22 protein-coding genes and 3 tRNA genes are annotated in these 26044 nt (G+C 71.7%); 14 read left to right on the top strand and 11 right to left on the bottom strand.

Going from position 1 to position 26044, the window contains the following annotated elements:
* Window positions 1–250 precede the first annotated feature (250 nt).
* The 6 genes from ACFY1P_RS34635 to ACFY1P_RS34610 all read left to right on the top strand — a co-directional run bounded on the left by ACFY1P_RS34635 (window position 251) and on the right by ACFY1P_RS34610 (window position 6114).
* A complete protein-coding gene (locus ACFY1P_RS34635) occupies window positions 251–1240 on the top strand; it encodes a bifunctional MaoC family dehydratase N-terminal/OB-fold nucleic acid binding domain-containing protein (protein WP_361533855.1) in 990 nt (329 codons plus the stop codon).
* Window positions 1237–1632 carry a MaoC family dehydratase gene (locus tag ACFY1P_RS34630; RefSeq protein ID WP_361533852.1) on the top strand — a complete coding sequence of 132 codons (396 nt, stop codon included), beginning with the start codon at window positions 1237–1239 and terminating at the stop codon, window positions 1630–1632. The genes ACFY1P_RS34635 and ACFY1P_RS34630 overlap by 4 nt, the downstream gene beginning before the upstream one ends.
* Window positions 1629–2795 carry a lipid-transfer protein gene (locus ACFY1P_RS34625; protein ID WP_390752939.1) on the top strand — a complete coding sequence of 389 codons (1167 nt, stop codon included), beginning with the start codon at window positions 1629–1631 and terminating at the stop codon, window positions 2793–2795. The genes ACFY1P_RS34630 and ACFY1P_RS34625 overlap by 4 nt, the downstream gene beginning before the upstream one ends.
* Window positions 2796–2848: 53 nt before the next feature.
* A complete protein-coding gene (locus tag ACFY1P_RS34620) occupies window positions 2849–3685 on the top strand; it encodes a DUF1906 domain-containing protein (protein ID WP_361533846.1) in 837 nt (278 codons plus the stop codon).
* Window positions 3686–3803: 118 nt separating this feature from the next.
* Complete coding sequence (locus ACFY1P_RS34615) at window positions 3804–4340, top strand: SigE family RNA polymerase sigma factor (protein ID WP_361533843.1); 537 nt, start codon at window positions 3804–3806, stop codon at window positions 4338–4340.
* A 118-nt stretch (window positions 4341–4458) separates the two neighbouring features.
* Window positions 4459–6114: a long-chain fatty acid--CoA ligase gene (locus ACFY1P_RS34610; protein WP_390752938.1), complete on the top strand. Its 1656-nt coding sequence runs from the start codon at window positions 4459–4461 to the stop codon at window positions 6112–6114.
* 296 nt (window positions 6115–6410) lie between these two features.
* Here the strand turns inward: ACFY1P_RS34610 and ACFY1P_RS34605 are convergent, their stop codons facing one another.
* Window positions 6411–7604, bottom strand: a complete 1194-nt coding sequence (locus ACFY1P_RS34605; protein ID WP_361533837.1) for an acyl-CoA dehydrogenase family protein — start codon at window positions 7602–7604, stop codon at window positions 6411–6413.
* A 22-nt stretch (window positions 7605–7626) separates the two neighbouring features.
* On the bottom strand, window positions 7627–8127 hold the full coding sequence (locus tag ACFY1P_RS34600; RefSeq protein ID WP_361533834.1) for a flavin reductase family protein: 501 nt from the start codon (window positions 8125–8127) through the stop codon (window positions 7627–7629).
* A 92-nt stretch (window positions 8128–8219) separates the two neighbouring features.
* Between ACFY1P_RS34600 and ACFY1P_RS34595 the strand changes: the two genes are divergently transcribed.
* Complete coding sequence (locus ACFY1P_RS34595) at window positions 8220–8951, top strand: FadR/GntR family transcriptional regulator (protein ID WP_390752937.1); 732 nt, start codon at window positions 8220–8222, stop codon at window positions 8949–8951.
* Between the two features lie 378 nt (window positions 8952–9329).
* On the opposite strand, the gene ACFY1P_RS34590 is transcribed toward ACFY1P_RS34595, so the two are convergent.
* On the bottom strand, window positions 9330–10073 hold the full coding sequence (locus ACFY1P_RS34590; protein ID WP_390752936.1) for a helix-turn-helix domain-containing protein: 744 nt from the start codon (window positions 10071–10073) through the stop codon (window positions 9330–9332).
* 223 nt (window positions 10074–10296) lie between these two features.
* Between ACFY1P_RS34590 and ACFY1P_RS34585 the strand changes: the two genes are divergently transcribed.
* Genes ACFY1P_RS34585 through ACFY1P_RS34575 form a run of 3 tightly spaced genes read left to right on the top strand, consistent with a single transcriptional unit; the run spans window position 10297 to window position 12783 of the window.
* A complete protein-coding gene (locus tag ACFY1P_RS34585; RefSeq protein ID WP_361534415.1) occupies window positions 10297–10962 on the top strand; it encodes a DUF4097 family beta strand repeat-containing protein in 666 nt (221 codons plus the stop codon).
* A gap of 46 nt (window positions 10963–11008) precedes the next feature.
* Window positions 11009–11971, top strand: coding sequence for an ATP-binding cassette domain-containing protein (locus tag ACFY1P_RS34580; RefSeq protein WP_361534418.1), 963 nt, complete (start codon window positions 11009–11011; stop codon window positions 11969–11971).
* Window positions 11968–12783, top strand: a complete 816-nt coding sequence (locus ACFY1P_RS34575; protein WP_361534421.1) for an ABC transporter permease — start codon at window positions 11968–11970, stop codon at window positions 12781–12783. The genes ACFY1P_RS34580 and ACFY1P_RS34575 overlap by 4 nt, the downstream gene beginning before the upstream one ends.
* A gap of 29 nt (window positions 12784–12812) precedes the next feature.
* On the opposite strand, the gene ACFY1P_RS34570 is transcribed toward ACFY1P_RS34575, so the two are convergent.
* The 7 genes from ACFY1P_RS34570 to ACFY1P_RS34540 form a co-directional block, all read right to left on the bottom strand.
* Window positions 12813–13637: a MerR family transcriptional regulator gene (locus ACFY1P_RS34570; RefSeq protein WP_361534424.1), complete on the bottom strand. Its 825-nt coding sequence runs from the start codon at window positions 13635–13637 to the stop codon at window positions 12813–12815.
* A 472-nt stretch (window positions 13638–14109) separates the two neighbouring features.
* Window positions 14110–14463, bottom strand: a complete 354-nt coding sequence (locus ACFY1P_RS34565) for a DUF805 domain-containing protein (protein WP_390752935.1) — start codon at window positions 14461–14463, stop codon at window positions 14110–14112.
* Window positions 14464–15171: 708 nt separating this feature from the next.
* On the bottom strand, window positions 15172–16035 hold the full coding sequence (locus ACFY1P_RS34560; protein ID WP_390752934.1) for a hypothetical protein: 864 nt from the start codon (window positions 16033–16035) through the stop codon (window positions 15172–15174).
* A gap of 254 nt (window positions 16036–16289) precedes the next feature.
* Window positions 16290–16475, bottom strand: a complete 186-nt coding sequence (locus tag ACFY1P_RS34555; RefSeq protein ID WP_390752933.1) for a DUF397 domain-containing protein — start codon at window positions 16473–16475, stop codon at window positions 16290–16292.
* Window positions 16472–17287 carry a helix-turn-helix domain-containing protein gene (locus ACFY1P_RS34550; RefSeq protein WP_390752932.1) on the bottom strand — a complete coding sequence of 272 codons (816 nt, stop codon included), beginning with the start codon at window positions 17285–17287 and terminating at the stop codon, window positions 16472–16474. The genes ACFY1P_RS34555 and ACFY1P_RS34550 overlap by 4 nt, the downstream gene beginning before the upstream one ends.
* A gap of 113 nt (window positions 17288–17400) precedes the next feature.
* Window positions 17401–22575: a PAS domain-containing protein gene (locus ACFY1P_RS34545; RefSeq protein ID WP_390752931.1), complete on the bottom strand. Its 5175-nt coding sequence runs from the start codon at window positions 22573–22575 to the stop codon at window positions 17401–17403.
* 222 nt (window positions 22576–22797) lie between these two features.
* On the bottom strand, window positions 22798–23241 hold the full coding sequence (locus tag ACFY1P_RS34540) for an SSI family serine proteinase inhibitor (protein WP_361534636.1): 444 nt from the start codon (window positions 23239–23241) through the stop codon (window positions 22798–22800).
* Between the two features lie 258 nt (window positions 23242–23499).
* On the opposite strand from ACFY1P_RS34540, the gene ACFY1P_RS34535 reads away from it, so the two are divergent.
* The 3 genes from ACFY1P_RS34535 (at window position 23500) to ACFY1P_RS34525 (ending at window position 23993) form a co-directional block, all read left to right on the top strand.
* Window positions 23500–23590, top strand: a tRNA-Ser gene (locus tag ACFY1P_RS34535).
* A gap of 208 nt (window positions 23591–23798) precedes the next feature.
* Window positions 23799–23871: transfer RNA gene (locus ACFY1P_RS34530), tRNA-Arg, on the top strand.
* A gap of 48 nt (window positions 23872–23919) precedes the next feature.
* Window positions 23920–23993, top strand: a tRNA-Met gene (locus tag ACFY1P_RS34525).
* A gap of 82 nt (window positions 23994–24075) precedes the next feature.
* Here the strand turns inward: ACFY1P_RS34525 and ACFY1P_RS34520 are convergent.
* A complete protein-coding gene (locus ACFY1P_RS34520) occupies window positions 24076–24957 on the bottom strand; it encodes an LLM class F420-dependent oxidoreductase (RefSeq protein WP_390752930.1) in 882 nt (293 codons plus the stop codon).
* Window positions 24958–25052: 95 nt separating this feature from the next.
* Here ACFY1P_RS34520 and ACFY1P_RS34515 point away from each other — a divergent pair, with 95 nt between their 5' ends.
* Window positions 25053–25796, top strand: coding sequence for a response regulator transcription factor (locus ACFY1P_RS34515; protein WP_390752929.1), 744 nt, complete (start codon window positions 25053–25055; stop codon window positions 25794–25796).
* Window positions 25797–26044 lie beyond the last annotated feature (248 nt).

Genomic DNA, 26044 nt, shown 5'->3' with positions numbered 1-26044 from the left:
GGGGGGGGGGGGGGGGGGGGGGGGGGGGGGGGGGGGGGGGGGGGGGGGGGGGGGGGGGGGGGGGGGGGGGGGGGGGGGGGGCCGGGGGGGGGGGGGGGGGGGGGGGGGGGGGGGGGGGGGGGGGGGGCGGGGGCGCCCCCCGGGGGCCCCCCCCCCGCGGCCGTTCCGGCGGGCGGACCCTGCCTGCCCGCGCCCTTGACAGTCCGAGTTTTCCTGACGGACAGTCAGGAAAACTCGGGAAGGGGATCCGGTGGACGACCCCGAAGACGTATATCCGCCGCTCAGGTATCCGCCGCTCAAGCTGCTCGAGAAGCTCAAGAGCTACGAAGGCCGGCCCGCCGGCTCCGGCCGGGGCAGGGACCCGGTCAACGCGCCGATGATCAGGCACTGGTGCGAGGCCATGGGCGACACCAATCCGGCCTACGCGGGCGCCGACCCGATCGCCCCGCCGACCATGCTCCAGGCGTGGACGATGGGTGGCCTCTCCGGGCCCGTCGGCCGCGCCGCCGCGTACGCCGAGCTGCTCGACCTGCTCGACTCCGCGGGCTGCACGGCCGTGGTCGCCACCGAATGCGAGCAGGAGTATCTGCGCCCGCTCCGCCCGGGGAACGTGATCACGTACGACGCCGTCATCGAGTCGGTGTCGCCGCGCAAGACCACCAAGCTCGGCACGGGGCACTTCGTCACCACGCGGATGGACGTCCGGGCCGACGGCGAACTAGCCGGGACGCACCGCTTCCGCATCCTCAAATACGCCCCGGCGAAGACGTACGCATCGACGAAGACGCAAGAACCCGCCAAGAGCGACCGCACCGGCGCAGAAGGAAACACCGCCCGCCCCCGCCCCGTCGTCAACAGGGACAACGCCGGCTTCTGGGACGGCGTGGCCCGCCGGAAGCTGCTCATCCAGCGGTGCGACGCCTGCGCGGCGCTCCGTTTCCCCTGGCTGCCGGGGTGCGGCGGCTGCGGTTCGCCGGAGTGGACGGCCGTCGAGGCGTCCGGCGCCGGGACGGTCTTCTCGTACGTGGTCATGCACCACCCGCCGTTCCCCGCCTTCGACCCGCCCTACGCGGTCGTGCTGATCGAACTCGCCGAAGGGGTGCGGATGATCAGCAATGTCACCGGGGTCGCCCCGGAGCGGGTGCGCATCGGGATGCCCGTCGAGCTGGAGTTCGTGAGGGTGGACGGCGGGCAGCTGCTGCCCGTATTCCGCGCACCGGCGGCGCGGGCGGCGCGATGAGGGCCGGTGACGAACTGCCTGCGCTCACCGTGCCCGTCACCCGTACGCTCGTCGTCGCGGGTGCCCTCGCTTCCCGTGACTTCAAGGACGTGCATCACGACGCAGAGGCGGCGCGAGCCAAAGGCTCTCCCGACATCTTCATGAACATCCTCACCACCAATGGACTGGTGGGTCGTTTCGTCACCGACCACTTCGGGCCGGAGGCGGTCCTGCGGAGGGTTTCGATCCGTCTCGGTGTGCCCAATTATCCCGGCGATGCCCTGGTATTGACCGGAAGGATCGTCTCTGTGAACGACCGCACCGCCGAAGTCCTGGTCGTCGGCACGAACCGGCTGGGCCCCCACGTCACCGGTACGGTCACGGTGACCCTCCCGTCCCCGGACCCCGCATGAGCACCCGGCACCCCGACCACCTCGGCGGCCGGGCGGCCGTCGTGGGGATCGGGGCGACGGAGTTCTCCAAGGACTCCGGCCGCAGCGAGCTGGCCCTGGCCGCCGAGGCCGTCCGCGCGGCCCTCGCCGACGCCGGGCTCACCCCCGCCGACGTCGACGGCCTCGTCACCTTCACCATGGACACCAGCCCCGAGATCACCGTCGCCCAGGCGGTCGGCATCGGCGAGCTGTCCTTCTTCTCCCGCGTCCACTACGGGGGCGGCGCAGCCTGTGCCACTGTGCAGCAGGCCGCGCTCGCCATAGCGGCCGGCGTCGCCGAGGTCGTCGTCTGCTACCGCGCCTTCAACGAGCGCTCCGGCCGCCGCTTCGGCGCCGGGGTCCAGCGGCGCGAGCCCTCCGCCGAGGGCACGGCCCTCGGCTGGGCACTGCCCTTCGGGCTGCTCACCCCGGCGTCCTGGGTGGCGATGGGCGCCCGCCGCTATCTGCACACGTACGGCCTGGAGCCGGAGGTCTTCGGGCACGTCGCCGTCACCGACCGCCGCCATGCCGCGACCAACCCCGCCGCGTACTTCCACGGCAGGCCCATCACCCTCGCCGACCACGCCGCCTCCCGCTGGATCGCCGAGCCGCTGCGGCTGCTCGACTGCTGCCAGGAGACCGACGGCGGTCAGGCGCTCGTCGTGACCTCCGCCGAGCGGGCCCGCGGGCTGCCGCACCCGCCCGCCGTGATCGTCGCCGCCGCCCAGGGCGCGGGCCGCGCGCAGGAGCAGATGACCAGCTTCTACCGTGACGACCTGACCGGCCTGCCCGAGACGGGAGTGGTCGCGCGGCAGCTGTGGGGCAGCAGCGGGCTCTCGCCGGGGGACATCGACGTGGGCATCCTCTACGACCACTTCACGCCGTACGTCCTGATGCAGCTGGAGGAGTTCGGCTTCTGCGGCCCCGGCGAGGGCGCGGACTTCGTCGCCTCGGACACGCTGCCGCTGAACACCCACGGCGGCCAGCTCGGCGAGGGCTATCTGCACGGCATGAACGGCATCGCGGAGGCCGTGCGCCAGCTCCGCGGCACCGCCGTGAACCAGGTGGCGGGCGCCGGGCGGGTGCTGGTGACCGCGGGCAGCGGAGTTCCCACGTCCGGGCTGCTTCTCGGGGCAGACGGATGAACCGGCGGCGTGTCAGCGGAGAGCCCCGCCCCCGGCCCCCTTTGACTCACGTCATGGCCCGAAGAAGGAAGATCATCGGATATCTCGTCGCCCTGATGGTCGCGGTGACCCAGCTGACCTCGGGCACCGTGCCGGCCGCGGCCGGGGACCGGGGCGATCCGCGCGACGAAGGGGCCAAGATCTTCAAGGGCTGGGGCATCGACGCCTGCCAGGCACCCTCCCTGACCGCCCTGCGCGCCTGGAAGGACTCCGACTACCGCGCCGTCGGCGTCTACTACGCCGGGCGGGCCCGCGCCTGCCCCCACCAGACCTATCTCAGCGGCAACTGGCTGAGCAGCGCCCGGGGGCTCGGCTGGAAGATCCTGCCGATCTTCGTCGGCTCGCAGTCGCCCTGCGTCCGGGCGGACAACAAGAGGGGCTTCGGCATCGGCGACTACCCCTACGACCAGGGTCAGGACGAGGGCCAGGAGGCGGCGAACCGGGCCTCCGCGCTCGGCATCGCCCCCCGCAGCCCGCTCTATCTCGACATGGAGGCGTACGACGACGGCGATGACGACTGCGCCGACATCACCCTCTCCTTCATCCGCGGCTGGAGCGCCACCGTCCGCGACCTCGGCTACATCCCCGGCTTCTACAGCAGCGCGGACTCCGGCGTACGCCACATGGACCGCGCCCGGCGCAACGGCACCTCCGGGCTGCCCGACGTGATGTGGTTCGCCCGCTGGCGCACGGACCCCACGACCGACGGCGAGCCGGCCCTCGGCCGCGGAGCCTGGACCCCGCACCGCCGCATCCATCAGTACAAGGGCAACGTCACCGAGAGTCACGGCGGCCAGAAGCTCACGGTCGACCGGAACCTCGTGGACGCACCGGTGGCCATCATCGACTAGGGCGGCGCTCTCCCCCTCTGGGAGGTGGGGGCAACCCCACGCATACGACCTGAGGGGGATCGCTCTTCGGCACCTCCGGCCGATCCGCGAGGTATGGGCGCGCTCCTAGCGTTGAGGCATGACAGCTTCCGCGACGCCTGTGTGCACCAGCGCCTCCACCGCCGTGTACCCGTCGTTCACCTCGTACGTACGGGCACGCGGCCCGGTGCTCCAGCGCACCGCCCGCTCGCTCACCTCGAACCCGTGCGACGCCGAGGACCTGTTGCAGACGGCGCTGACCAAGACCTACCTGGCCTGGGAGCGCATCGAGGACCACCGGGCGCTCGACGGATACGTGCGGCGCGCGCTGGTGAACACGCGCACCTCGCAGTGGCGCAAGCGGAAGGTCGAGGAGTTCCCGTACGAGGAGCTGCCCGAGCGCGAGTCCGCCGCCCCGGACCCCGCTGAGCAGCAGTCGCTGCACGACGCGATGTGGCGGGCCGTGCGCCGACTGCCGGACCGGCAGCGGGCCATGGTCGTCCTCAGGTATTACGAGGACCTCACCGAGGTGCAGACGGCGGAAGTGCTGGGCGTCTCCGTGGGCACGGTGAAGAGCGCGGTGTCGCGGGCGCTGGGCAAGCTGCGGGAGGACCCCGAGCTGGCGTGCGCGGCCTGACGGCGGGCTACGGGGTGTGGCCTGTGTCTTAGCAACTGGGTAGTGACTTACCGGGAGATACCGCAGGAGAATCGGCGGACGATCACCATTCCGCTTTTGTCCTTCGGGAGGCCCCCCGGTGCTCAGCACGATGCAGGACGTACCGCTCACCGTTACCCGCATCCTCGTCCACGGTGCGCTCGTGCACGGGGACGCCACGGTGACGACCTGGACGGGGGACGGTGAGCCGCTACGGCGGACCTTCCGCGAGATCGGTACGCGGTCCGTGCAGCTCGCCCACGCGCTCCGGGAGGAGCTCGGGGTCGTCGGCGACCAGCGCGTCGCCACGCTGATGTGGAACAACAGCGACCACGTGGAGGCGTACCTCGCCGTGCCCGCCATGGGCGCCGTCCTCCACACGCTCAACCTCCGCCTGCCGGCCGAGCAGCTCGCCTGGATCGTCGGGCACGCGGCCGACCGTGTCGTCATCGTCAACGGCTCCCTGCTGCCGCTGCTCGCGCCGCTGCTGCCGCACCTGGACTCCGTCGAGCACGTCGTCGTCTCGGGCCCGGGTGACCTGTCCCTCCTGGAGGGCTGTCGCCCGCGGGTGCACGACTACGAGCAGCTGATCGCCGGGCGCCCCGGCGACCACTTCGACTGGCCTGAGCTGGACGAACGCCAGGCCGCCGCCCTCTGCTACACCTCGGGCACCACGGGCGAGCCCAAGGGCGTGCTCTACAGCCACCGTTCGATCTATCTGCACGCCATGGAGGTCAACGCGGCGGCCTCCTTCGGGCTCACCCCGGCGGAGATCTGCCTGCCCGTGGTCCCCATGTTCCACGTGAACGCCTGGGGGCTGCCGCACGCCGCGTTCATGGCCGGTACGTCGATGCTGATGCCCGACCGCTTCCTCCAGCCGGGCCCGCTCGCCGACATGATCGAGGCGGAGCGGCCCACGGTCTCCGCCGGTGTCCCCACCATCTGGGCGGGCCTGCTCGCCGAACTCGACGCCCGGCCGCGCGACATGTCCTCCCTCCGCACGGTCATCAGCGGCGGTTCCGCCTGCCCGCCCGTGCTGATGCGCGGCTTCGAGGAGCGGCACGGCGTACGGCTCGTCCAGGCGTGGGGCATGACGGAGACCTCCCCGCTGGGCTCCGTCGCCTACCCGCCCACCGGCCTCACCCCCGAGGAAGCCTGGCCGTACCGCGTCACCCAGGGCCGCCTCCCCGCCTCCGTCGAATTCCGCCTCTCGGGCCCCAGCGGTGAACTCCTGCCCTGGGACGGCGAGTCGGCGGGCGAACTGGAGGTACGCGGCCCGTGGATCGCCGGTGCGTATTACGGCGGCGCCGGGGCGGAGCCTGTGCGCCCTGATGACAAGTTCAGTGCGGATGGGTGGCTGCGTACGGGGGATGTCGGCACGATGTCTCCCGACGGTTTCCTCACTCTCACGGACCGGGCGAAGGATGTCATCAAGTCCGGGGGTGAATGGATTTCTTCCGTGGAGCTGGAGAATCACCTGATGGCTCATCCGGAGGTGGCGGAGGCGGCTGTCGTCGCCGTGCCGGACGAGAAGTGGGGGGAGCGGCCGTTGGCGGCGGTCGTTCTGCGTGATGGCTCTGATGTCTCGTACGAGGTGCTGCGGGTCTTTTTGAGCGAGCGGGTGGCTCGGTGGCAGGTGCCGGAGAGGTGGGTGCGGGTTGCTTCTGTGCCTAAGACTTCTGTCGGGAAGTTTGACAAGAAGGTGCTTCGGAGGTTGTACGGGGAGGGGGCGCTGGAGGTTTCTGTGCTGGGGTAGTTGGGTGCGGGTGCGTTGCGCCTGCGGCGGGCTTTGTTCCCCAGTCCCGCCCCTTCCCGGCTGCGTCTGATGTGCGGCTCCGCCGCGTGGGGGCAAGCCCCCAGACCCCCGAAGCACGCTTCGCGCGCTGTCTTCAAACTCCCCCAGCGGTAGCTGGGGGAGTTTGAGGACGAGCGCCGCAGGCGCTGCGCGTCAGCCGACGTACCCGCACATCGGGGTCTGGGGCAGCGCCCCAGTTTCGGGAAGGGGCGGGGCTGGGGAACAAAGCCCGCCGCAGGCGCCGCGAGCCGCACCCATCAAACAAACGGCGTGATCCCCTCCGGCACCCCCAAAAGCACCTTCCCATAAACCTCCGCCCCCACCACCGGCGTAGTAGCCGCATGCCGCCCCGCGGCAGACGCATCGCGCCATATCCGCTGAAGCGGATTGGCCGACGCGAAAGCCCCGCCCCCGTGCACATTCATCAGCGTATTGATCGCCGACAGCACGTTCTCGATCGCATGCCCCGCGTCGGCCCGCACGCGCGCCCGGGTCAGCAGGTCCAGATCCTCGCCCCGCTCCGCCGCCCTGTCGATATCGGCCGCGGCACGGTGCAGATGCAGATGAGCCGTGTCGATCTTCATGGCCGCCTCCGCGACCTGTAGCTGCACGCCCACGGACTCCGCCTGGGTCTCGTAGTAGGTGTACGAGATCGGCTTGGCCGCGGCCTTTTCCACGACGAGCTTCAATGCGGCACGGCCCAGGCCCAGTTGGGCTCCGGCGAGGCCGGTGGTCAGGAGGGGGGAGAAGGGGGAGCGGTAGAGGCCGGTGGGGCCGTGGTCGGCGGGGATGTCGCCCTTGATGGCCTTCGGTACGGACATCACCCGGTGCTCGGGGACGAAGACGTCCTCGGCGATCAGGCAGTTGCTGGCGGTGCCCTGGAGGCCGGAGACGAACCAGGTGTCCTCCAGCGTGAGCTCGGCCCGCGGGACGAGGGCCATCGCCTGGTCGGTCACCTCGCCGTGGGCGTCGGTGAGCGGCATGCCGAGGACGGCCCAGGAGGAGTGCGAGGAGCCGGAGTTGTAGTACCAGCGGCCGGACATCCGCCAGCCGCCCTCGACCTTGCGGCTGGTGGAGGTCGGGCTGAAGACGCCGGTGACCCGGGCGTCGGGGTCGGTGCCGAAGACCTCGTCCTGGGCCTGCTCGGGGAAGAGCGAGGCGAGCCAGTTGCAGGTGTTGACGACGGCGAGCACCCAGCCTGTGGAGCCGTCGCCCTCGGTGGTCGCGGCCGTGACGTCGATCAGGGTGCGTACGTCGGACTCGTAGCCGCCGAAGCGCCGGGGCACGGTCAGCCTGAAGAGGCCGGCCTCCGTCAGCGCGTCGATCACTTCGTCGGTCACCCGCCGCTCCGCCTCGATCGTGGCGGCGTGCTCGCGCAGCAGCGGTTGCAGGGCCTCCGCCCGTGCGACGAGCTCCTCGCGGGTCGGGGCGGGGGTGTGCGTGGTGGTCATGTGGGCCTCCTGGCTTGTGGGTTCACCGCGCGAAGGCGGAGTGGGTGCCGAAGGTGCGGTGGCTGTAGACGAGCGGCGCGGCGGCGGACGTACGGACGTGCACGACGCGCCCCAGGAGCAGCAGGTGGTCGCCGCCCTCGACCGTCGAGCCGAGCTCGCAGACGAGCCAGCCCGGCGCCTCCGTCAGGCGGGGCAGCCCGTGGTCGTGCCGCCAGGGCGCCCCGGACGCGGCGAAGCGGTCGGGCAGGCGGCGGGCGAAGGTCGTGGCCAGATCGTCCTGGTCGTGGCCGAGGACGTTCACGCCGAAGCGGCCGGTCGCGAGGATGCGGGTGAGCACGTTCGAGGAGCGGTCCAGCGCCACCGAGACCATCGCGGGGCGCAGGGACAGCGAGGTGAACGCGCTGACCGTGACCCCGTACGGGGTTCCGTTCTCGGCGGCCGTCACGATCGTCACCGGGGAGCAGACGCCTGCCATCGCGTCGCGGAAGTCCTGCTCGATCACTGCGCCTCCTTCAATCACCATGATGATTACGGTGATCATGCGTGTGGTTTACGAGGGGCGTCAAGGGGTGCAATGCTATTCGTCATAATCATTCCGAACCCTTGAGGAGTGCCATGGGTACCGCGGACCCCCGCAACGTCTCCCGGCAGCCGCGGTACACCGGCGAGCCGCCCGCGTTGCGGCGCGACGACTGGGAGCGCTCCTCGTCGAGGTCCCGAGCGGAGGTCGCCGCCGACCGCCTCGCCGAGCGTGTCGCCCGTACGGAGGCGGGGGCGCGGCTCGGCACCAAGGAGGAGCTGCGGGCCGAATGCGGCGTGTCCGTCGGCACGTTCAACGAGACGCTGCGGCTGCTCCAGGCCCGTGGGCTGGTGACCGTGCGGCCCGGCCCCGGTGGCGGGCTCTTCGCCGCCCAGCCGCCGTCCGCCGGACGGCTGGGCGCCTGGGCCGATGCCCTCGACGACCGTGATCCGCAGGACGCGCGGCGCATCCGCGACGCCCTTGACGTGCTGCTGGTCGAGGACGCCCTCTGGCACGCGTCGCCCGCCGATATCGCCGCGCTGCGCGGCGACTTGACCGCCCTCGCCCAAGCGGCGGAGGCCGCCGACGCCCCCGCGTTCGCGCACGCCGACCGCCGGCTGCGCGGCCGGCTGGCGTCGCTCAGCCCCACGGCGCTGCTGCGCACGCTCTACGAGGGCCTGCTCCCGGCGGCGGAACCGGCTGAACTCGCCGTGGACGCGGAGGGGTTGCGCGCGCGGTACGAGCGGCAGGCGGCGCTCGTCGAGGCGCTCGACATCCGCGACAAGGAGCGGGCGCTGCGGCTGGCTGCTGCGCCGGTTTGTGATTGACGGCTTGCGCGGTGCGGGTTGCTTCCGCCTGCGGCGGGCTTTTTCCCCAGCCCCGCCCCTTCCCGAAACCGGGGAGACCCCGGACCCCAACGCCCTCCGGGCGTGTCCTCGAACTCCCCCAGCTACCTCCCCCAGACGGAGTCTGGGGGTGCCCCCAGAGGTGCCCCAACGGGCTGAAACACCAGCCCGTTGGGGGCACCCCCCAGCGGTAGCTGGGGGAGTTCGAGGACGAGCGCCGCAGGCGCTGCGCGTCAGCCGACGTACCCGCACATCGGGGTCTGGGGCGCAGACCCAGTTCGGGAAGGGGCGGGTAGGGGAAAAGCGTGCCGCAGGCCGGCCTGGCGGCGTAGGGTCACCACGGCCCGGTACCTCCGCCCGTCAGGGACGGGCAGCAACGTCCGAAGGAGTCGGCCCGGGCTTCGTGTGGAGGACCTCGCGGGCCTGGTCCGCGGCGCGGGCGAGGCTTTCGGAGACGAAGTCGAGGAAGCGGGCGATGTTCTCCAGGCGGGTGGCGGCCGGGGTGCCGGGGACGAGGATGCCGACGCCCTGACGCGCGGTTTCGGCGACCTCCACGGTGCCGCGCACGCTGGCCATCATCGACTGGTACCAGACGTCGTCGTCGACGACGTAGCGCTCGCGGCGGCGTTCGTCGCGCTCCCGGCGGATGAGGCCCTGGCCCTCCAGGAACGCGACCGCCTTGGAGATGGACGCCGGGCTGACCTGGAGTCGCTGGACGAGTTCGGACGCGGTGTGGCTGCCCGTGTCGCTGATGCAGAGGCAGGCCAGCACCCTGGCCATCATTTTGGGCGTGCCCGACTGTATGAGCACGGTGGTGAAGACCTCCTCGTACGCGCGCACCGCCTCGGGGTCGCGTCCGTGCGCCTGCGGGGGCGCGTCCGGGCCCCCGGGTGCGGGCTGCCTGCGCCGGTGGGCGCGGCGTTCGGTGGCGCGGTGGGCCAGGTCGGCGCGGTAGGTGGTGGGGCCGCCGTTGCGCATCACCTCGCGCGTGATCGTCGAGGTCGGCCGGTCCAGGCGTCTGGCGATCTCCGCGTAGGCGAGGCCGTCGGCCAGCCCCGACGCGATCTGCTGGCGTTCCTGCTGGGTGAGCCTGCCACCGGGCATCGCGGTCTCCTTCGTGCTCCTCGGTCGCCCCAGCATAGCGTTCACCCTCATTTCATTGCAACGAGCGCGGCGGTGGTTGTTGCGTTAGCACTCAAAGTCGTTGCAACGATTTATGGGACTTGACCTGCAAGTATGCTGCTCGCGTGCAACGAAGTCGTTGCCGGAGCTGCGAACGCAACGTAGCGTTTCACTCATCGGAAACGACGAGTCCAAGGAGCGCACGATGCAGAAGTTCGCCACCCCCGCCCCGATCTCCGCCGTCCTCGACATCCCCGCCGGGCGCGTCCAGCTCATCGCCGCCGACCGCGCCGACACCACCGTCGAGGTCCTGCCCGCCAACCGTGCCAAGGGCCGCGACGTCCAGGCCGCCGAGCAGACCACCGTCGACTTCGCCGACGGCGTCCTGCGGATCCGCACCGCCGGGGCCAAGAACCAGTTCTTCGGTCCCTCCGGAGCCTTGGAGATCACCGTTCAACTGCCCGTCGGATCCCGCGTCGAGGCCAAGGCCGCCGCTTCCGAGCTCCGCGGCGTCGGCCGCCTCGGGGACGTCGTCTTCGACGGCGCGTACCACCAGATCAAGATCGACGAGGCCGCGAGCCTCCGCCTCACCGCCGTCGACGGCGACGTCGAGGTCGGCCGGCTCGGCGGTCCCGCGGAGATCAGCACCGCGCGGGGCGACATCCGGATCACCGAGGCCGTGCGCGGCACGGTCGTGCTCCGCACCCAGTCCGGCGACATCTCGGTCGGCGCCGCTCGCGGAGTCTCCGCCGCGCTGGACGCGGGCACCAGCTATGGCCGCATCAGTAACGCGCTGAAGAACGACGGCACCGCCGGACTCGACATCCGCGCCACCACCTCCCACGGCGACATCACCGCCCGCAGCCTCTGAGACCGAAGACCTCTGAGACCGAAGCCCGCAACGAGGAGCACCTCCCATGACCGACCTGGCCATCGCGGCGAACGGGCTGCGCAAGTCCTACGGCGACAAGACCGTCCTCGACGGCGTCGACCTGGCCGTTCCCGAAGGAACGATCTTCTCCCTGCTCGGCCCGAACGGCGCCGGGAAGACCACCGCCGTGAAGATCCTCTCCACCCTCGTCCCGCCCGACCCCGCCTCCGGCGCCATTCGCGTCGGCGGCCACGACCTCGCCGCCGACCCGCAGGCGGTACGCGCCGCGATCGGCGTCACCGGGCAGTTCTCCGCGGTCGACGGCCTGATCACCGGCGAGGAGAACATGCTCCTCATGGCGGACCTGCACCACCTGTCCAAGCGCGAAGGGCGGCGGGTCACCGCCGAGTTGCTGGAGCGGTTCGACCTGGTCGAGGCCGCGAGGAAGCCCGCCTCCACCTACTCCGGCGGCATGAAGCGCCGCCTCGACATCGCGATGACCCTCGTCGGCGACCCGCGGATCATCTTCCTCGACGAACCGACCACCGGCCTCGACCCGCGCAGCCGCCACAACATGTGGCAGATCATCCGCGAGCTCGTCGGCGGCGGCGTCACCGTCTTCCTCACCACGCAGTATCTGGAGGAGGCCGACGAGCTCGCCGACCGCATCGCCGTGCTCGACGACGGGAAGATCGCCGCGGAGGGCACCGCCGAGGAGCTCAAGCGGATCGTCCCGGGCGGGCACGTCCGGCTCCGCTTCACCGACCCGCTCACCTACCGGTCCGCCGCCCTCGCCCTCCGCGAAGTCACCCGGGACGACGACTCGTTGGCCCTCCAGATCCCCAGCGACGGCAGCCAGCGCGAGCTGCGCTCCATCCTCGACCGGCTGGACTCCGCCGGCATCGAGGCGGACGAGCTGACCGTGCACACCCCCGACCTCGACGACGTGTTCTTCGCCCTGACCGGCGGCACCGGCGTCCCCGCCCAGCCCAAGGAGACCGTCCGATGAGCACCCCCCTGGCTCCCGCCCGCCCGACCCGGATTTCCCTTGCCGTACGAGACTCGTCCACCATGCTGCGCCGCAACCTCCTGCACGCCCGGCGCTATCCCTCCCTCACCCTGAACCTCCTGCTCACCCCGGTCATGCTGCTGTTGCTCTTCGTCTACGTCTTCGGCGACGTGATGAGCGCGGGCATCGGCGGCGGCGCGGACCGCTCCGCGTACATCGCGTATCTCGTCCCGGGCCTCCTGCTGATGACCATCGGCAGTACGACGATCGGCACCGCGGTCTCCGTCTCCAACGACATGACCGAAGGCATCATCGCCCGCTTCCGCACGATGGCCATCCACCGCGGTTCGGTGCTCGTCGGGCACGTCGTCGGCAGCGTGTTGCAGTGCGTCATGAGCGTGGTCCTCGTGGGCGGTGTCGCCGTGGCCATCGGCTTCCGGTCCAAGGACGCCGGCGTCCTGGAGTGGGTGGCGGCGTTCGGGCTCCTCGTGCTCTTCGCCACGGCGCTCACCTGGATCGCGGTCGGCATGGGTCTGATCAGCCCGAACGCCGAGGCCGCGAGCAACAACGCGATGCCGCTGATCCTGCTGCCGCTGCTCTCCAGCGCCTTCGTCCCGGTGCACGCCATGCCGGGCTGGTTCCGGCCGATCGCCGAATACCAGCCCTTCACGCCGGCCATCGAGACCCTCCGGGGCCTGCTGCTCGGCAGCGAGATCGGCGACAACGGCTGGCTGGCGGTGGGCTGGTGCGTGGGTCTGGCGGTGCTCGGATATTTCTGGTCGGCGGCGAAGTTCGACCGCGATGCGAAGTAGTGGGCGGCGCCCGTGATCCGGCCGCCCGTTCAGGCCGACCGGATCACGGGCACCTGGAGTTCCGTCACCCACTGGTCGCGGTCCTTGGGGCATTCCAGGTTGATCTCGCGGGGGTGGGCGGTCGCGCGGTAGCCGTGGGCGTCGATCCAGCGGGCCAGGGTCTGGACCGTGGGGACCACGGCCTCCATCGAGCCGCGGTGGACGATGGTCGCCGCCTGGTCGAGGGGCGGCAGGTCCAGGACGCGGAAGGCGGCTTCCTGGAGCGGGGCCGAGACCTGTACGGCCGCGTGGACGGTGATCTGGCCGTCCCCCTCCGGAACGTCCTCGTAATAGGCGAGCCCGGGGCCCGTGGGGGTGACGCCCGCCTCCCGCAGGAGCGGGAACAGCTCGTCGTAGAGCGGCCGGATGACGGGGCTGATGCCCTCGGGAGACAGACTCGCGGCGGTCGCGGTCAGCTCCGCCACCCGCAGGGCGGGGAGGCTCTTGATGACGACGTCGTCGGTGGGCATGTGCCCCTCGCTCTCGATCGCTCGGAGCCGCGCCTCGACCTGCACGAGCCGCGCTTCGGCGGCGGCCACGGCCGTCTCCAGCTCGGCCCGCCGCAACCGCAGCATGCCGCGCAGCTCACCGGCGCCGACCTTCTCGTCCACGATGTCCCGCACCTGCTGGAGGGTGAAGCCGAGGTCCTTGAGGGCGATGACGCGGTTGAGGCGGGCGAGCTGGGAGGCGGTGTAGTAGCGATAGCCGGTGGTGGGGTCGACGTGGGCGGGGCGCAGCAGTCCGGTGGCGTCGTAGTGCCGCAGCATCCGGACGGATACGCGGCCGTGGCGGGCGAAGTCTCCGATGGTGAACATGATGTCTCCGAGCTGACCGCCTGACACGGTGTGAGAGTCAAGAGGCGGGGTGACAATCTTCGGGATCGCCCAACTCTGTGGCTGTGGGCCGCTATTGTGACGTTCGGCGCACCTCGTGTGCCCCCTCCCTGGAGGACGCATTTCCCTTCCGGACGCTCGCCCAGGGCGCCCGGCACGGGCGTCCTCCTGTGCACCCCCGGACAGGGTGCGAAGCAGGGAGGGGGTGCCCATGGGACGCCACCGGAAGAAGTCGCTTGCCGAACGGGTCTACGCGGTGATCCGCGAGTTCGGGAGGTGGCTGATCGGACGGTGACCGTCAGTCCTCACAAGACCTGAGGACTGACGGTCAAGAGCCGTCCATCTCTTCTGGTCGGCCCTCGTCGCGGACTGTCCCTCCGTGGCGGGGGCCTATGCGCGGCCGGGCGCCCGACCGCTTGAACGCCAAGCTAGCACCGACCGGGCGGGCGGCGCACTAATACGTCGGCTGCTTCGGGTTCGGGCCGTACTTGTTGTGGTGCGGCGTCGAGTCCAGGCACATGAAGACCAGCAGGATGATCCATCCCACGAGCGGTACCAGGCCTATCAGGATCCACCAGCCCGAGCGGTCCGTGTCGTGCAGGCGGCGGAAGCTGACCGCGAGGGTGGGGATGAGGAGGGCCAGGGCGAAGGCGAACTGGAGGATCTGGTTCGTGCCGAGGAGGGCGTCGGCGACGGCCAGGACGAGGCTGATGACCGTGGCGATCAGGGTGAACATCCAGTATTCCTGGCGGCGTGCCCGGCCGTTGAATACCGCGTATTTCTTGAGCACGTCCGTGAACCAGTGCATGAGGTCTCCGTTCCTGTGGGTAAAGGAAAGGTAAAGTTACCTCATGTTTGGTGGTGGTCGGCAAGTCGGTCCGTTGTCGGGTGCGGGTGTGTTGTGGCTGGGGTGGGGTGGCCTCAATCGCCGGCCGGGCTTGGGTTGTGGTGGGTGCGCTTTCCGCTGGGTGCGGGGGCGGTTTTTGGGTGCGGGTCCGATGTCTTGTGCGGGTTGTGTGCGCCTGCGGCGAGCGGCCTCAAACGCCGGCCGGGCTGGGTTGTGGTGGGTGCGCTTTCCGCTGGGTGCGGGGGCGCTTTTTGGGTGCGGGTCCGTTGCGCCTGCGGCGGGCGGCCTCAAGCGCCGGCCGGGCTTGGGCTGTGGTGGGTGCCGGGGGCGGCGCCTCCGGGCTGGGGACCTGGAACGCGGTGCGGGCACCCTCATGCGTATTGGGTGCCGTGACGTCGCACCGCGTTCCAGAACCCCACCCTCCGACCCCACCCCCTCCCGCCGGTGGGTGGCTATCCCTTGCCGCGCCTTATACGGCGCCTGAAGTCGGGAGCGTCCGTCACCGGAGCGTCCGTTGAGCCGTGTGTGAGTGTGTAGCCACACTTGGAACACTTCTCAGCCTGCACTAAGCCTTCCTGGTCCACCGTTTTCATGTGGAACTCGGACGGGCATCCATGTTCCTCCATCGTCGGGAGCATCGGCCCACCTCCTGTATGCGCTTCGAGCAACCTAGCGCGCCGGGGGAGGCGTCGGCACTCCCCAACTCCTTTTCTTCGCGCTGGCATTCGAGGGAGTGGGGTGTTTGAATTTGGTGATGCCCGCTCTGACCGTTGCCACCTGGCGGTGGAAAGACTCGTCGAATTCCTCGCCCAGCCAGCCCTCGTGAGGGCCGTCCTCGCGGCAGGCGCGGCAGCGGCCGCCCGGGAGGTTGCGGGCCGGGGCGCCGCAGCCCTCGCATTCCGTGAGGTGGGGCTGAGGCGGTGGCGTCTGGGCGCGTTGTGGGGGGAGTTTCGACTTGAGGCGGTTGCGGGCGAATGCGCCCGGGCAGTGGACGCCTTCCGGCGGGAGGCCCGCCGTCAGGGCCTGTACGAGCTCCGCCTCCGTCGCGCCCCTCGCCAGCCATTCCTCCGCCAGGGGCGCCAGCTGCTCGCATTCCCTCGCCGAGAGCGTCATGCGGGGGTCCGTGCCGCCCACGTTCGCCAGGATCGTGTACGCGGGCGGCGGCGCCGCTTCCTCCGTAGGGGTGGGTTCCGATTCGGTCGGGACGTCGCCCCGGAGGAAGCGCTTCCACCACGACTCGTCGCGCGCGGTCCGTGAGAAGTACGTACGGAAGACCCACTGCGTCCCGACGGTTTCGCGCCTGCGGAAGAGGTGACCTGCCCTGGTCAGGGCGTTGAGGGCCGTTCGTACGGCTTGCTGGCCGTAGGCGGCGAGTTCCTTGGCGAGCGTCTTTACGTCGATCGCCGCGCCTTCCGGCAAGCGGTCGATGTACGTCGCGATCGCCGCCTCGCGGGCGGGGAGGTGGGAGAAGTCGCCTCGGCGGCGGGGGTTCTGAGCGGGTGCGGAGCGTTTTCCGTAGCCCGCAGGGGCCATGGGGGCACTAAAGTTGGCGACAGCCACGGGGATCCTTTGGTGATCTCTGGTGGTCAGACCCCCGTTCGGTGTTGGTAGCACCGGCGGGGGTTGTTTGTTGCTGCGCACGCTACACAGTCCGTGCTCACCGTCGCCACTCGGCTACCGATAGTCATACGAGTTGTGGTACGCGGGAGTTGGGAGGGTGGGTGGGTTGAGCCTGCCACCCATTCCTTGGAGAAGTCGCTCGGGTCTCGGCGCCCGTCCCCCGAAGCTCAAGCGTCGGCCGACGCGTAGGTTATGAAGTCCGCCCAGGCGGGGGAGGGTATGGACAGTTGGGGGCTATACGTGAGCTTTGAGTCTCGGACGTGGATGGTTCGGGTTCGCTTCGCGACTTCCACGCAGCTCTTGTCGGTCTGGTCAGTGCTGTAGCTGGACTTGAACCACTGCAAGCCGCTCATAGTTCCTCCAACAGTTTGCTGATGAATCTCCGGGACTCGTCTTCGCTCAGAGCCTGCATGCGGAGCATGGCGAAGCGCTTGGTCATGCTGCTGATCCTCTCGCGGTCGCTGTCCAGCTGGGAAGTGCTGTAGTTCTCGGTGTAGACGAGTTGCTCGCCTTCCGTGCTCTCCAGCATCGTGAACGCGCCGGACATGCCCGGGAAGTAGCCTTGCCCGGCTGGCAGGATCTGAATGAACACATTGCGCTGCTCGCCGACGGCCAGCAGGTGACGGAGCTGCCTCTTCATCGTCTCGACTCCGCCCAGCATGGTGCGTAGAGCGGGCTCGAAAATCACGAAGTTGAACAGCGCGGTCGTCTCTTCCAGCCGCTTCTGGCGGTGCAGGCGCAGGGCGACGCCGTTCTCGATGCGCTCGTCGCTTACGGGAGGAACGCCGCACTGCATGAGCGTTCTGGCGTACTCCTCGGTCTGCAACAGCCCCGGAATGACGACGAGCTCGAAATTGTGCAGGGCGATGGCTTCGGCCTCGGCGGCCATGTACTCCGGAACCTGCGGAGCAGCTGGCTCCGGCTGAAGGTAAGGGCAAGCCGCCAGCAACAGCCCCTGCGCCCCGCACATTTGATCCGCGACTTCGAGAACTCGCCGCGTCGGCTTCCGGCGTCCCTGTTCCATCGACTTGATGGTCTCTACGCCGTAGTTGGACTCCTTGGCCAAGTCCTCGCGGCTGACGCCCGCGATCGTTCGCCAGGACTTGAGTTGGTCGCCGCAGTACCGCCATGACACCGGCGGGTTGGCAATGCCACGCATCAGCATTGGGGCTCACCTCACGCTACGCACCCTTATGGTCACCGCGCAGGCTAGACCTGGCCAGAGCTTCGGAGGCTCTGTACAAGAAAAAATTCGCCCGCACGGGTGCGCGAGGTGGGTCAGCCCAACTTCGAGAGGAGATCGACGATCCGCCCCTGAACCTCCGCACTGGTGGAGCGTTCGGCGAGGAAGAGGACGGTCTCCCCGGCCGCCAGCAGCGCGAGTTGCGTGGGGTCCATGCCGGCGGAGGTGTAGACGACGAGGGGGGTACGGGCCAGGAGGCCGTTGCCGCGCAGCCAGTCGACGATGCCGGCGCGGCGGCGGCGTACCTGCATGAGGTCCATGACGACGAGGTTGGGGCGGAGTTCGGCGGCGAGGGTCACCGCGTCGGCGTCGCCGGTGGCGTGGGCGACCTGCATGCCGCGTCGTTCGAGGGTGGCGGTCAGGGCTTCGGCGATGGGGGCGTGCTCCTCGATGAGGAGGACGCGGGAGGGGTGCATCTCGCTGTCGCGGGGGGCGAGGGCCTTGAGGAGTACGGCGGGGTCGGCGCCGTACGCGGCTTCCTTGGCGGCCTGGCCGAGACCGGCCGTGACCAGCACGGGGACCTCGGCGGCGATGGCGGCCTCGCGGAGGGACTGGAGGGCGGTGCGGGTGATGGGGCCGGTGAGGGGATCGACGAAGAGGGCGGCCGGGTAGGCGGCGATCTGGGCGTCGACCTCCTCGCGGGAGTGGACGATCACGGGGCGGTAGCCGCGCTCGGTGAGGGCGGTGCGGGTGGAGTCGTCGGGGGCGGGCCAGACGAGGAGGCGGCGGGGGTTGTCGAGGGGCTCCGGGGGGAGCTCGTCGTCCATCGGGGGGCGGGGGGTGTTGACGACCTCGACGGCGCTGTTGGGACCGTCGAGCGGCTCGGGGCCCTCGGCGCCGTCGTCCGGGGCTCCTATGGCGAAGGTCCGGCCCTGCGGGGTGCCGGGGGTCTGCGGGCGGGGGGTGGCGGCCGAGGGGGTGGGCGTCTGGCGCTCCTCCTCGGAGGGGTTGCCGAGCTTGCGACGCCTGCCGGAACCGACGGGCGTACCGCCGGGGGGCGTCGTGTCGGGGCCCTGGCCGAGCATGCGGACGCTGATGGGTCCGGTGGCGGCGGCAGCCTTCGGCGCGGCCCCGGGCTCCTCGGCGAGGGCCCGCCGGGCGCGGCGGCGGCCGGTGGGGGGCGTGGGGTCTTCGCCTTCGGCTTGCTGGTTCGCGGGGCGGGTGGCGTCGGCGGGCGCGGCCTCTTCGCCCGGCCGGGGGGTGCCGCGGGTGGGGTGGTTCTGGGGGGCGCCTGCGGCGGGTGCCGCGTGGTGGTGCTGCGGATTGTCGGAGCCGCCGGGGCGGCCGGCGTCCTGGCCGCTGTTGCCCGCGGGGGCGTCGCCGTGCCGCGCCGGGGCGCCGTCGCCCGGGGCGCTCCCCGGAGCGGGCCAGCCGGTTGCGGGCCGCGCGGGGTGGTTCTGGGGAGTGCCTGTGCCGGCGGCCGCGCCGCCGGGGTTCGGGTTGCCGTCGGGCACGGAGCCGGGCCGGCCCGCGTTGCCTGCGGCGGGCTGCTGGTTCGGGTCGCCAGGGGACGCGGGCGTGCCGCCCGGTGCGGGCCAGCCCGCGGGGCTCCCCGCCGGGTGGTTTTGTGCGTCGCCCGCGGTGGGCTGCTGGTTCGGGTCGCCGGGGAACGCGGCCGGGCTGCCGTCGGCGTCGCCTGGCCGGACTTGGGTACGGGTCGCGCCGCGCGCGGGCCGGCTCTGCGCCAGGCCGGGGCGGATCGCGTTCGGGCCGCCGACGGCGTCCTGGGACGCCGTGTCCTCACCCGGTGCGGGCCAGCCGGTCGCGGTCCGCGCGGGGTGGTTCTGCGGGCCGCCCGCGCCGGATCCTTGACCGTCGGCGAGGAAGGCGGCGGTGCCGCCCGCGTTCGGACCGCCGACGGCATTGCCCGGCGCGGGCCAGCCGCCAGGCGCGCCTGTGGGGTTCGGGTTGCCGTCGGGTCGGTTGGCGTTGCCTGTGGCGGGCTGTTGGGCCGGGTTGCCGGGGAAGGCGGGCGTGCCGCCCGCAGGGGCGTACGGTGCCGCGCCGTCGCCCGGGCGGGCCGGGGTGCCGCCGGGCGTGGAGCCCGTCGTGGGGCCGGGGTTGCCGGGGAACGCGGCCGTGCCGCCGCCCTGCTGCGGTGCGCCCGGCTGTCCGGTCCGGCCCTGGTGCGGGGCGTCGCTTGCGGACGGCGCGCTGCCGGCCGGTCGGCTCGTACCGCTTGCGGCAGGCTGCTGGTTCGGCTCGCCGAGGAACGCGGCCGCGCCCCCCTGCTGCGCGTTGCCGGGTGCGGGCCAGCCGCCGGGCGGTGCGGGGTTGGGGGTGCCGTCGGGCGCGGAGCCTGTTCCGGCGCGGCTCTCGTCGCCGAGGAACGCCGCGGTACCGCCCGCAGTGTTCTGCGGTGCGGGGCCAGGCTGCGCGCCGTTGCCGCCCTGGGCGGGGAGGGGCCGTCCGGTCCGGTCCTGCTGCGGGGCGCCCGTGGTGGGCGCGGAGCCCGCGTTCGGGGTGCCGTCGGGTGTGGAGCCGCCTGTCGTGGGGCCGTGGCTGGGGTCACCAAGGAAGGCGGCCGTCCCGCCACCCTGCGGCGGGGCGCCCGTTGTGGATGCGTTGCCGGGTGCGGAGCCCGTCGTGGGGCCGTGGTTCGGGTCGCCGGGGAACGCGGCCGTGCCGCCGCCCTGCTGCGGGGCGCCGGGCTGTCCGGTCCGGCCCTGGTGCGGGGCGTCGCCTGCCAACGGCGAGTTGGAGCCCGGTCGGCTCGCGCTGCCTGCGGCAGGCTGCTGGTTCGGGTTGCCGAGGAATGCCGCCGTCCCGCCCGGCTGCGGGGCGCCCGGCGCGGGCCAGCCGCCGGGGGGGAGCGGGGCGGCCGCCGGGTTCGCGTTGCCCTCGGTGCCTGTTCCGGCGCGGCTCTCGTCGCCGAGGAATGCCGCGGTGCCACCCACAGCGTTCTGCGGTGCGGGTCCGTGCTGCGCGCTGTTGTCGCCCTGGTCCTGCTGCGGGGCGCCCGTTGCGGGTGCGGGCCAGCCGGGGTTCGGGTTGCCGTCGGGTGTGGAGCCGCGTGTCGCACCGCCGTGGTTCGCGTCGCCGAGGAACGCGGCCGTGCCGCCCGCAGGGGCGTACGGTGCCGCGCCGTCGCCCGGCCGGGCCGGGTTGCCGTCAGGCGTGGAGCCCGCGCCGCCCGCGTTCGGGTTGCCGTCGGAGCCCGCTCCGGCACGGTTCTCGTCGCCGAGGAAGGCTGCCGTGCTGCCCGCCGCCTCCTGCGGTGCCGTGCCGCCACCACCCTGCGTTCCGCCCTGCACGGGGAACGGCCCAGGCCGGCCCTGGTGCGGGGTGCCGTCAGGCGCAGTCGCCGCCGTCGGCGCGTCCTTCTCCTCCGTCGGTGACGGAGCCGGCGGCAGTGCGAACGCCGTGCGCGGGGCGACCGGTTCCGCGTTGGTCTGGCCCGGGATCGGGAGCCGCTCCGGCGTCTCCGTCGCGGCCCGGCGCGCGCGGCGGCCCGTCGGGGCCGTCGGTTCGGGCGTGCGGTCCGCCTCGGCGGGCGGGAGTGCGAACGCCGTGCGCGGTGCCTCGGCCTCCGCGGGGCGCTGCTCCCGCCGGGCGCGGCGCCCGGTCGGGGCGAGTCCGGCGCCGTCCGTGGCGGGCGACTCCTCGTCAATGGCGGGGCGCGCCCGGCGGCGGCCCGTCGGCTGGGGCTCGTCGGGCCGCTCGGCCGTGCCCCGGGCCCGCTGCGCGGGCACCGGCATGACCGTCGTCGCGTTCATCGCGTCCGTGACCGGCCGTTCGGGGGTGCCGGTGACCGGCCCGTTCGCGGCCGAGACGGGCACCTCCAGGACGTAGGCGTTGCCGCCCGCCCCCGGCATGTCATGGGCCTGGAGCACACCGCCGTGCCCCCGGACGATGCCCCGCACGATCGGCCCGTGCACCGGGTCGCCACCCGCGAACGGGCCGCGCACCTCGATGCGTACGACCTCCCCGCGCTGTGCCGCCGCCACGACGATCGTCGAATCCCCGGAGGACGCGGGGGAGCGCGTCGCGTTCCCCGTCGCGTCGACACCAGCCACATCCGCGATCAGATGCGCCAGCGCCTGGGCGAACCGCTCGGGGTCGATCTCCGCCTCGATCGCCGGGGCGTGCACGGCGAACTGCGCGCGGCCGGGACCGATCAGCTCGATCGCGCCCGCGACGCCGGCAGCCACGACCTCGTCCAGCGGGACGGTCTTCCGGGCGAGCTTCGTCTCGCCCGCGTCCAGCCGCTGATAGGCCAGGACATTGTCGACAAGAGTCGACATCCGGGCGTAACCGGCCGAAAGGTGATGGAGGATCTGATTCGCCTCGGGCCACAGCTGTCCGGCCGGGTCGTCGGCCAGCGTGCCGAGCTCGCCGCGCAGTTGCTCCAGCGGGCCGCGCAGCGACGAGTCCAGGACGGCCAGCAGCTGGGCGTGGCGGGCGGCCAGCGCGTCGTACGGCCGACGGTCGGTGAAGGTCATCACCGCGCCGACCAGCTGGTCACCGTCGCGCACGGGCGCGGTCGTCAGGTCGACGGGCACGGCGCGCCCGTCCTTCGCCCACAGCACCTGACCGCGCACCCGGTGCTTGCGCCCGGAGCGCAGGGTGTCGGCGATCGGCGACTCCTCGTACGGGAAGGGCGTGCCGTCCCCGCGCGAGTGATGGATGAGCGGGTGCAGCTCCTGGCCGCCGAGGTCGCTGGCGCGGTAGCCGAGGATCTGCGCGGCGGAGGGGTTGACGAGGACGACCCTGCCCTCGGTGTCGACGCCGACGACACCCTCGGCGGCCGCGCGCAGGATCATCTCCGTCTGGCGCTGCTGACGGGCGAGTTCGGCCTCGGTGTCGAGGGTGCCGGTGAGGTCGCGGACGACGAGCATCAGCAGCTCGTCACCGGTGTACGACTTGTGGTCGGCGTACGGCGTGCGGCCGTCCTCGAGGTTGGCGCTGGTCACCTCGACGGGGAACTGCGAACCGTCCGTGCGCCGCGCGATCATCCGCGTCGGCTTGGTGCGGCCGTCGTCGCTGTCGGGCAGCCGCATCGAGCCGGGGATGCGCCGGGAGTCGAAGTCCGGCAGCAGGGAGAGCAGTCCGCGCCCCACGAGGCCGGTGCCGGGGACCTCGAAGGTCTCCAGCGCTATGTGGTTGGCGTTGACGACCGTGCCGTTGCAGTTGACGAGCAACAGCGCGTCAGGGAGGGCGTCGAGTATGGCTGCGAGGCGAGCAGCGCCTCGGGATGGCCTGCTGCTCACGACGACGCTTCCTCCCTGGATACCGCAACCTTGCAGACTTCGCCGGACGGGCAGCGCCTGCTCCGGCGCCCTCCTGGCGTGTCACTGAGGGGAAGTCTACGGGCTGCGGAGGCGGGCGCGACGGCGGATGACGCGTGCGGCGGGGCGTGCGGACCGGCCGTCGTCCGGTCGTCCCCGGGCCGTTGCGGGGCGTCCCGCCGCAGGCCGGACATGCCTCTTGTGTCAGTCCTCGTCGGAGACTTCCGGGTTGCCGAGCAGCTCGGAGAACTTGTTCCACCGCGCCGTTTCACACCCGTTCGTCCGGCTGAAGTCCGCGTCGACCGGCTTGCCCGCCCAGCGGCCGGAGACGTGGGCCCGCTGCGGACCGCCGTAGATCATCGTGCACGACTGGTTCTTGGGCACGGGCGCGAAGAGGTCCTTCTCCCAGCGCGTCTGCTTGTCGAGCTGGGCGCACGCCTCCTTGGGGTGGTGGTGAGTGCCGCCGTCGGGGTGGCAGTAGAGCTCGTAGCGGCCGTTGTAGCGGCCGGCGTCGCTGATGGTCACCGTGAGGTGATCGCCGCCGTTGTCCTGCTGCGGCAGGGGGAGGGGCGCGGCCGAGACCGCGGGGGCGGCGAGCAGGGCCGGGGCCAGGGCGGCGGCGGTGAGGGCGAGTCTGCGGAGCAGCATGCGGAAACTCCTGGGGCGACGGGGTGCGGCCGCCGGACGACCGGGGCGGGCGTACGCGCCGGGGGCGCGGCCGGTGGGCCGGAGGGGCCCGAAGGGGACCCTTCACCCCTCTAACGCGTGAGAACGCAACGCGTTGCGCGCCGGGAAACATCTTTGCCCCAGCCGGTGAAAGCCCGGTACCGTAGGGATCGATTGGTGGCCGACCGCGAGGCTGTGTCATCATCTGCAAGCACCACCCGCGCATGCGCGGGGGAGCGTGGAGGCGTCGCCTAGTCCGGTCTATGGCGCCGCACTGCTAATGCGGTTTGGGACTTAAATCCCATCGAGGGTTCAAATCCCTCCGCCTCCGCTCGTGTGTGGCCCCGGTCGTCTTCCGAGACGGCCGGGGCTTCCGCGTTTGCTGGGCGGAAGCCCTCCGGCGATCTCCTCCAGGAGGCGTCCAGGAGGCGTTTTCGCAGGTCAGGCGGCAAGTGGCTAATGGATTTCGCGTCACGGCGCAGTTCATGTAATGTTGTCCACGCAACGCCGACCGGCAAGAAAAACCGCCGGGAAGCCGAGCGCTCGTAGCTTAACGGATAGAGCACTTGACTACGGATCAAGAGGTTGCAGGTTCGAATCCTGCCGAGCGCACAGCCGAGAGACCAGAATCACACTCGTGGGAACTGGCCTTTCGTCCGTCGCGGGGTGGAGCAGCTCGGTAGCTCGCTGGGCTCATAACCCAGAGGTCGCAGGTTCAAATCCTGTCCCCGCTACTAAGACCGCAGGACCCGCACTCTCCGGAGTGCGGGTCCTGCGGCGTTTTCCCGGTCGGTCGGTCCGGCCGGGCCGGTCCGCTCAGCCGGCCAGTGGCAGCGCCACGGCGAGTTCGCGCCACTCCGCCAGCGGGAGCTCGCCCGCCTTGCGGCGCGCCGGGTCCAGGACCACCTGGACGGCCACGTGATCCGCGCCCGCCGCCAGGAAGGCGTCCACCCGGGCCCGGACCGCCGAGGCGTCGCCCAGGGCGAAGACCGCGTCGAGGAGCCGGTCGCTGCCGTCGCCCTCGAAGTCCCGCTCGGTGAAGCCGAGGCGCAGCAGGTTGTTCGTGTAGTTGGGCATCGGGAGATAGAAGGCGAGGTAGTCGCGGGCCGACCGGCGGGCGCTCGCCAGGTCGTCGTCGAGGACCACCTTCAGCTCCGGGGCGAGCAGCGGGCCCTCGCCCAGCGTCTCGCGCGCCCGCGCGGTGTGCTCGGCCGTGACGAGATACGGCACGGCCCCCGACGCCCGGTCGCGGGCCAGCCCCAGCATCCGGGGGCCGAGCGCGGCCAGCATCCGCCGGCCCGCGTGCGGACCGTCCGGGGCCGCGTCGAGCTCCTCCAGATACGCCTTCATCGCGGAGTACGGGCGGGCGTACCCCTCGACCATGTGCGGGTGGCTGACGCCCAGCCCCACGACGAACCGCTCCCGCGCGGCCGGTGCGAGCTTCGCGTACGCGGCGGTGATCTCCGCTGCCGGGTGCTGCCAGACGCTGATGATGCTGGTCCCCACGCTGACGCGCCGGGTCGCCTCCAGCAGGCGCCGCGCCTGCGAGACGTCCGGGCTGCCGCCCGCCCACAGCGTGCCGTAGCCCAGCTCCTCCAACTCCGCCGCTGCCGCCCGGATTTCCTCCAGTCGGGCCGGATCGTCCGACCGTAGTTCGTTGCTCCAGACGCCGATCCTGCCGAGCCGTGGTTTCGTCATGGTCCCCACCGTACGGAAGGGGGGCCACGGATTTCTCAGACGAATCACAGGGAGCCGAAAGACCCCTCTCAGCCCGCCCCGCCAGGATCCCCCGTATGACCTCGATCTCGCCTGCCGCGCGAACGGAATTGCTGCACGACGACGGAAGTGCCGTACGGGTGCTGGTCGTCGACGACGAGGCACCGCTGGCCGAACTGCTCTGCCTGGCCCTGCGCTACGAAGGCTGGGACGTGCGCACCGCCGCCGACGGCATGTCCGCCTTGCGCGCCGCCCACGACTTCCGGCCCGACGCCGTCGTCCTGGACGTGATGCTGCCCGACATGGACGGGCTGACCGTCCTCGGCCGGCTGCGGCACGAACGCCCCGACGTCCCCGTCCTCTTCCTCACCGCCAAGGACTCCGTCGAGGACCGCATCGCCGGCCTCACCGCCGGTGGCGACGACTACGTCACCAAGCCGTTCAGCCTGGAGGAGGTCGTCGCCCGGCTGCGCGGGCTCCTGCGGCGCGCCCGCCCGGTGACTCCGCGCGCGGACTCCGTCCTCACGGTGGGCGATCTCGTGCTGGACGAGGACAGCCACGAGGTGTCGCGCGGCGGCCAGGAGATCCACCTGACGGCGACGGAGTTCGAGCTGCTGCGGTTCCTGATGCGGAATCCTCGGCGGGTGCTCAGTAAGCCGCAGATTCTGGACCGGGTGTGGTCCTACGACTTCGGGGGGCAGGCGAATGTGGTGGAGCTCTACATTTCGTATCTGCGGCGGAAGATTGATGCTGGGCGCTTGCCGATGATTCATACGCGGCGGGGGGTTGGGTACTTGATCAAGCCAGCCGCGGGCGCGTGATGCGGTGGGTGCCTGCGGCGCTTTGTTCCCCACCCCGCCCCTTCCCGAAACTGGGGCTCTGCCCCAGACCCCGATGTGCAGGTACGTCGGCTGACGCGCAGCGCCTGCGGCGCTCGTCCTCAAACTCCCCCAGCTACCGCTGGGAGGTGCCCCCAACGGGCTGGATTTGGCTGATGTGAGTGCCAATCCAGCCCGTTGGGGGCACCTCTGGGGGCACCCCCGGACGGAGTCTGGGGGAGGGAGCTGGG

The organism is Streptomyces sp. NPDC001407, assembly GCF_042895325.1.
Taxonomy (GTDB): Bacteria; Actinomycetota; Actinomycetes; order Streptomycetales; family Streptomycetaceae; genus Streptomyces.
The sequence above is the reverse complement of the archived record's forward strand: the minus strand, read 5'-3'. Positions and strand labels throughout refer to the sequence as shown.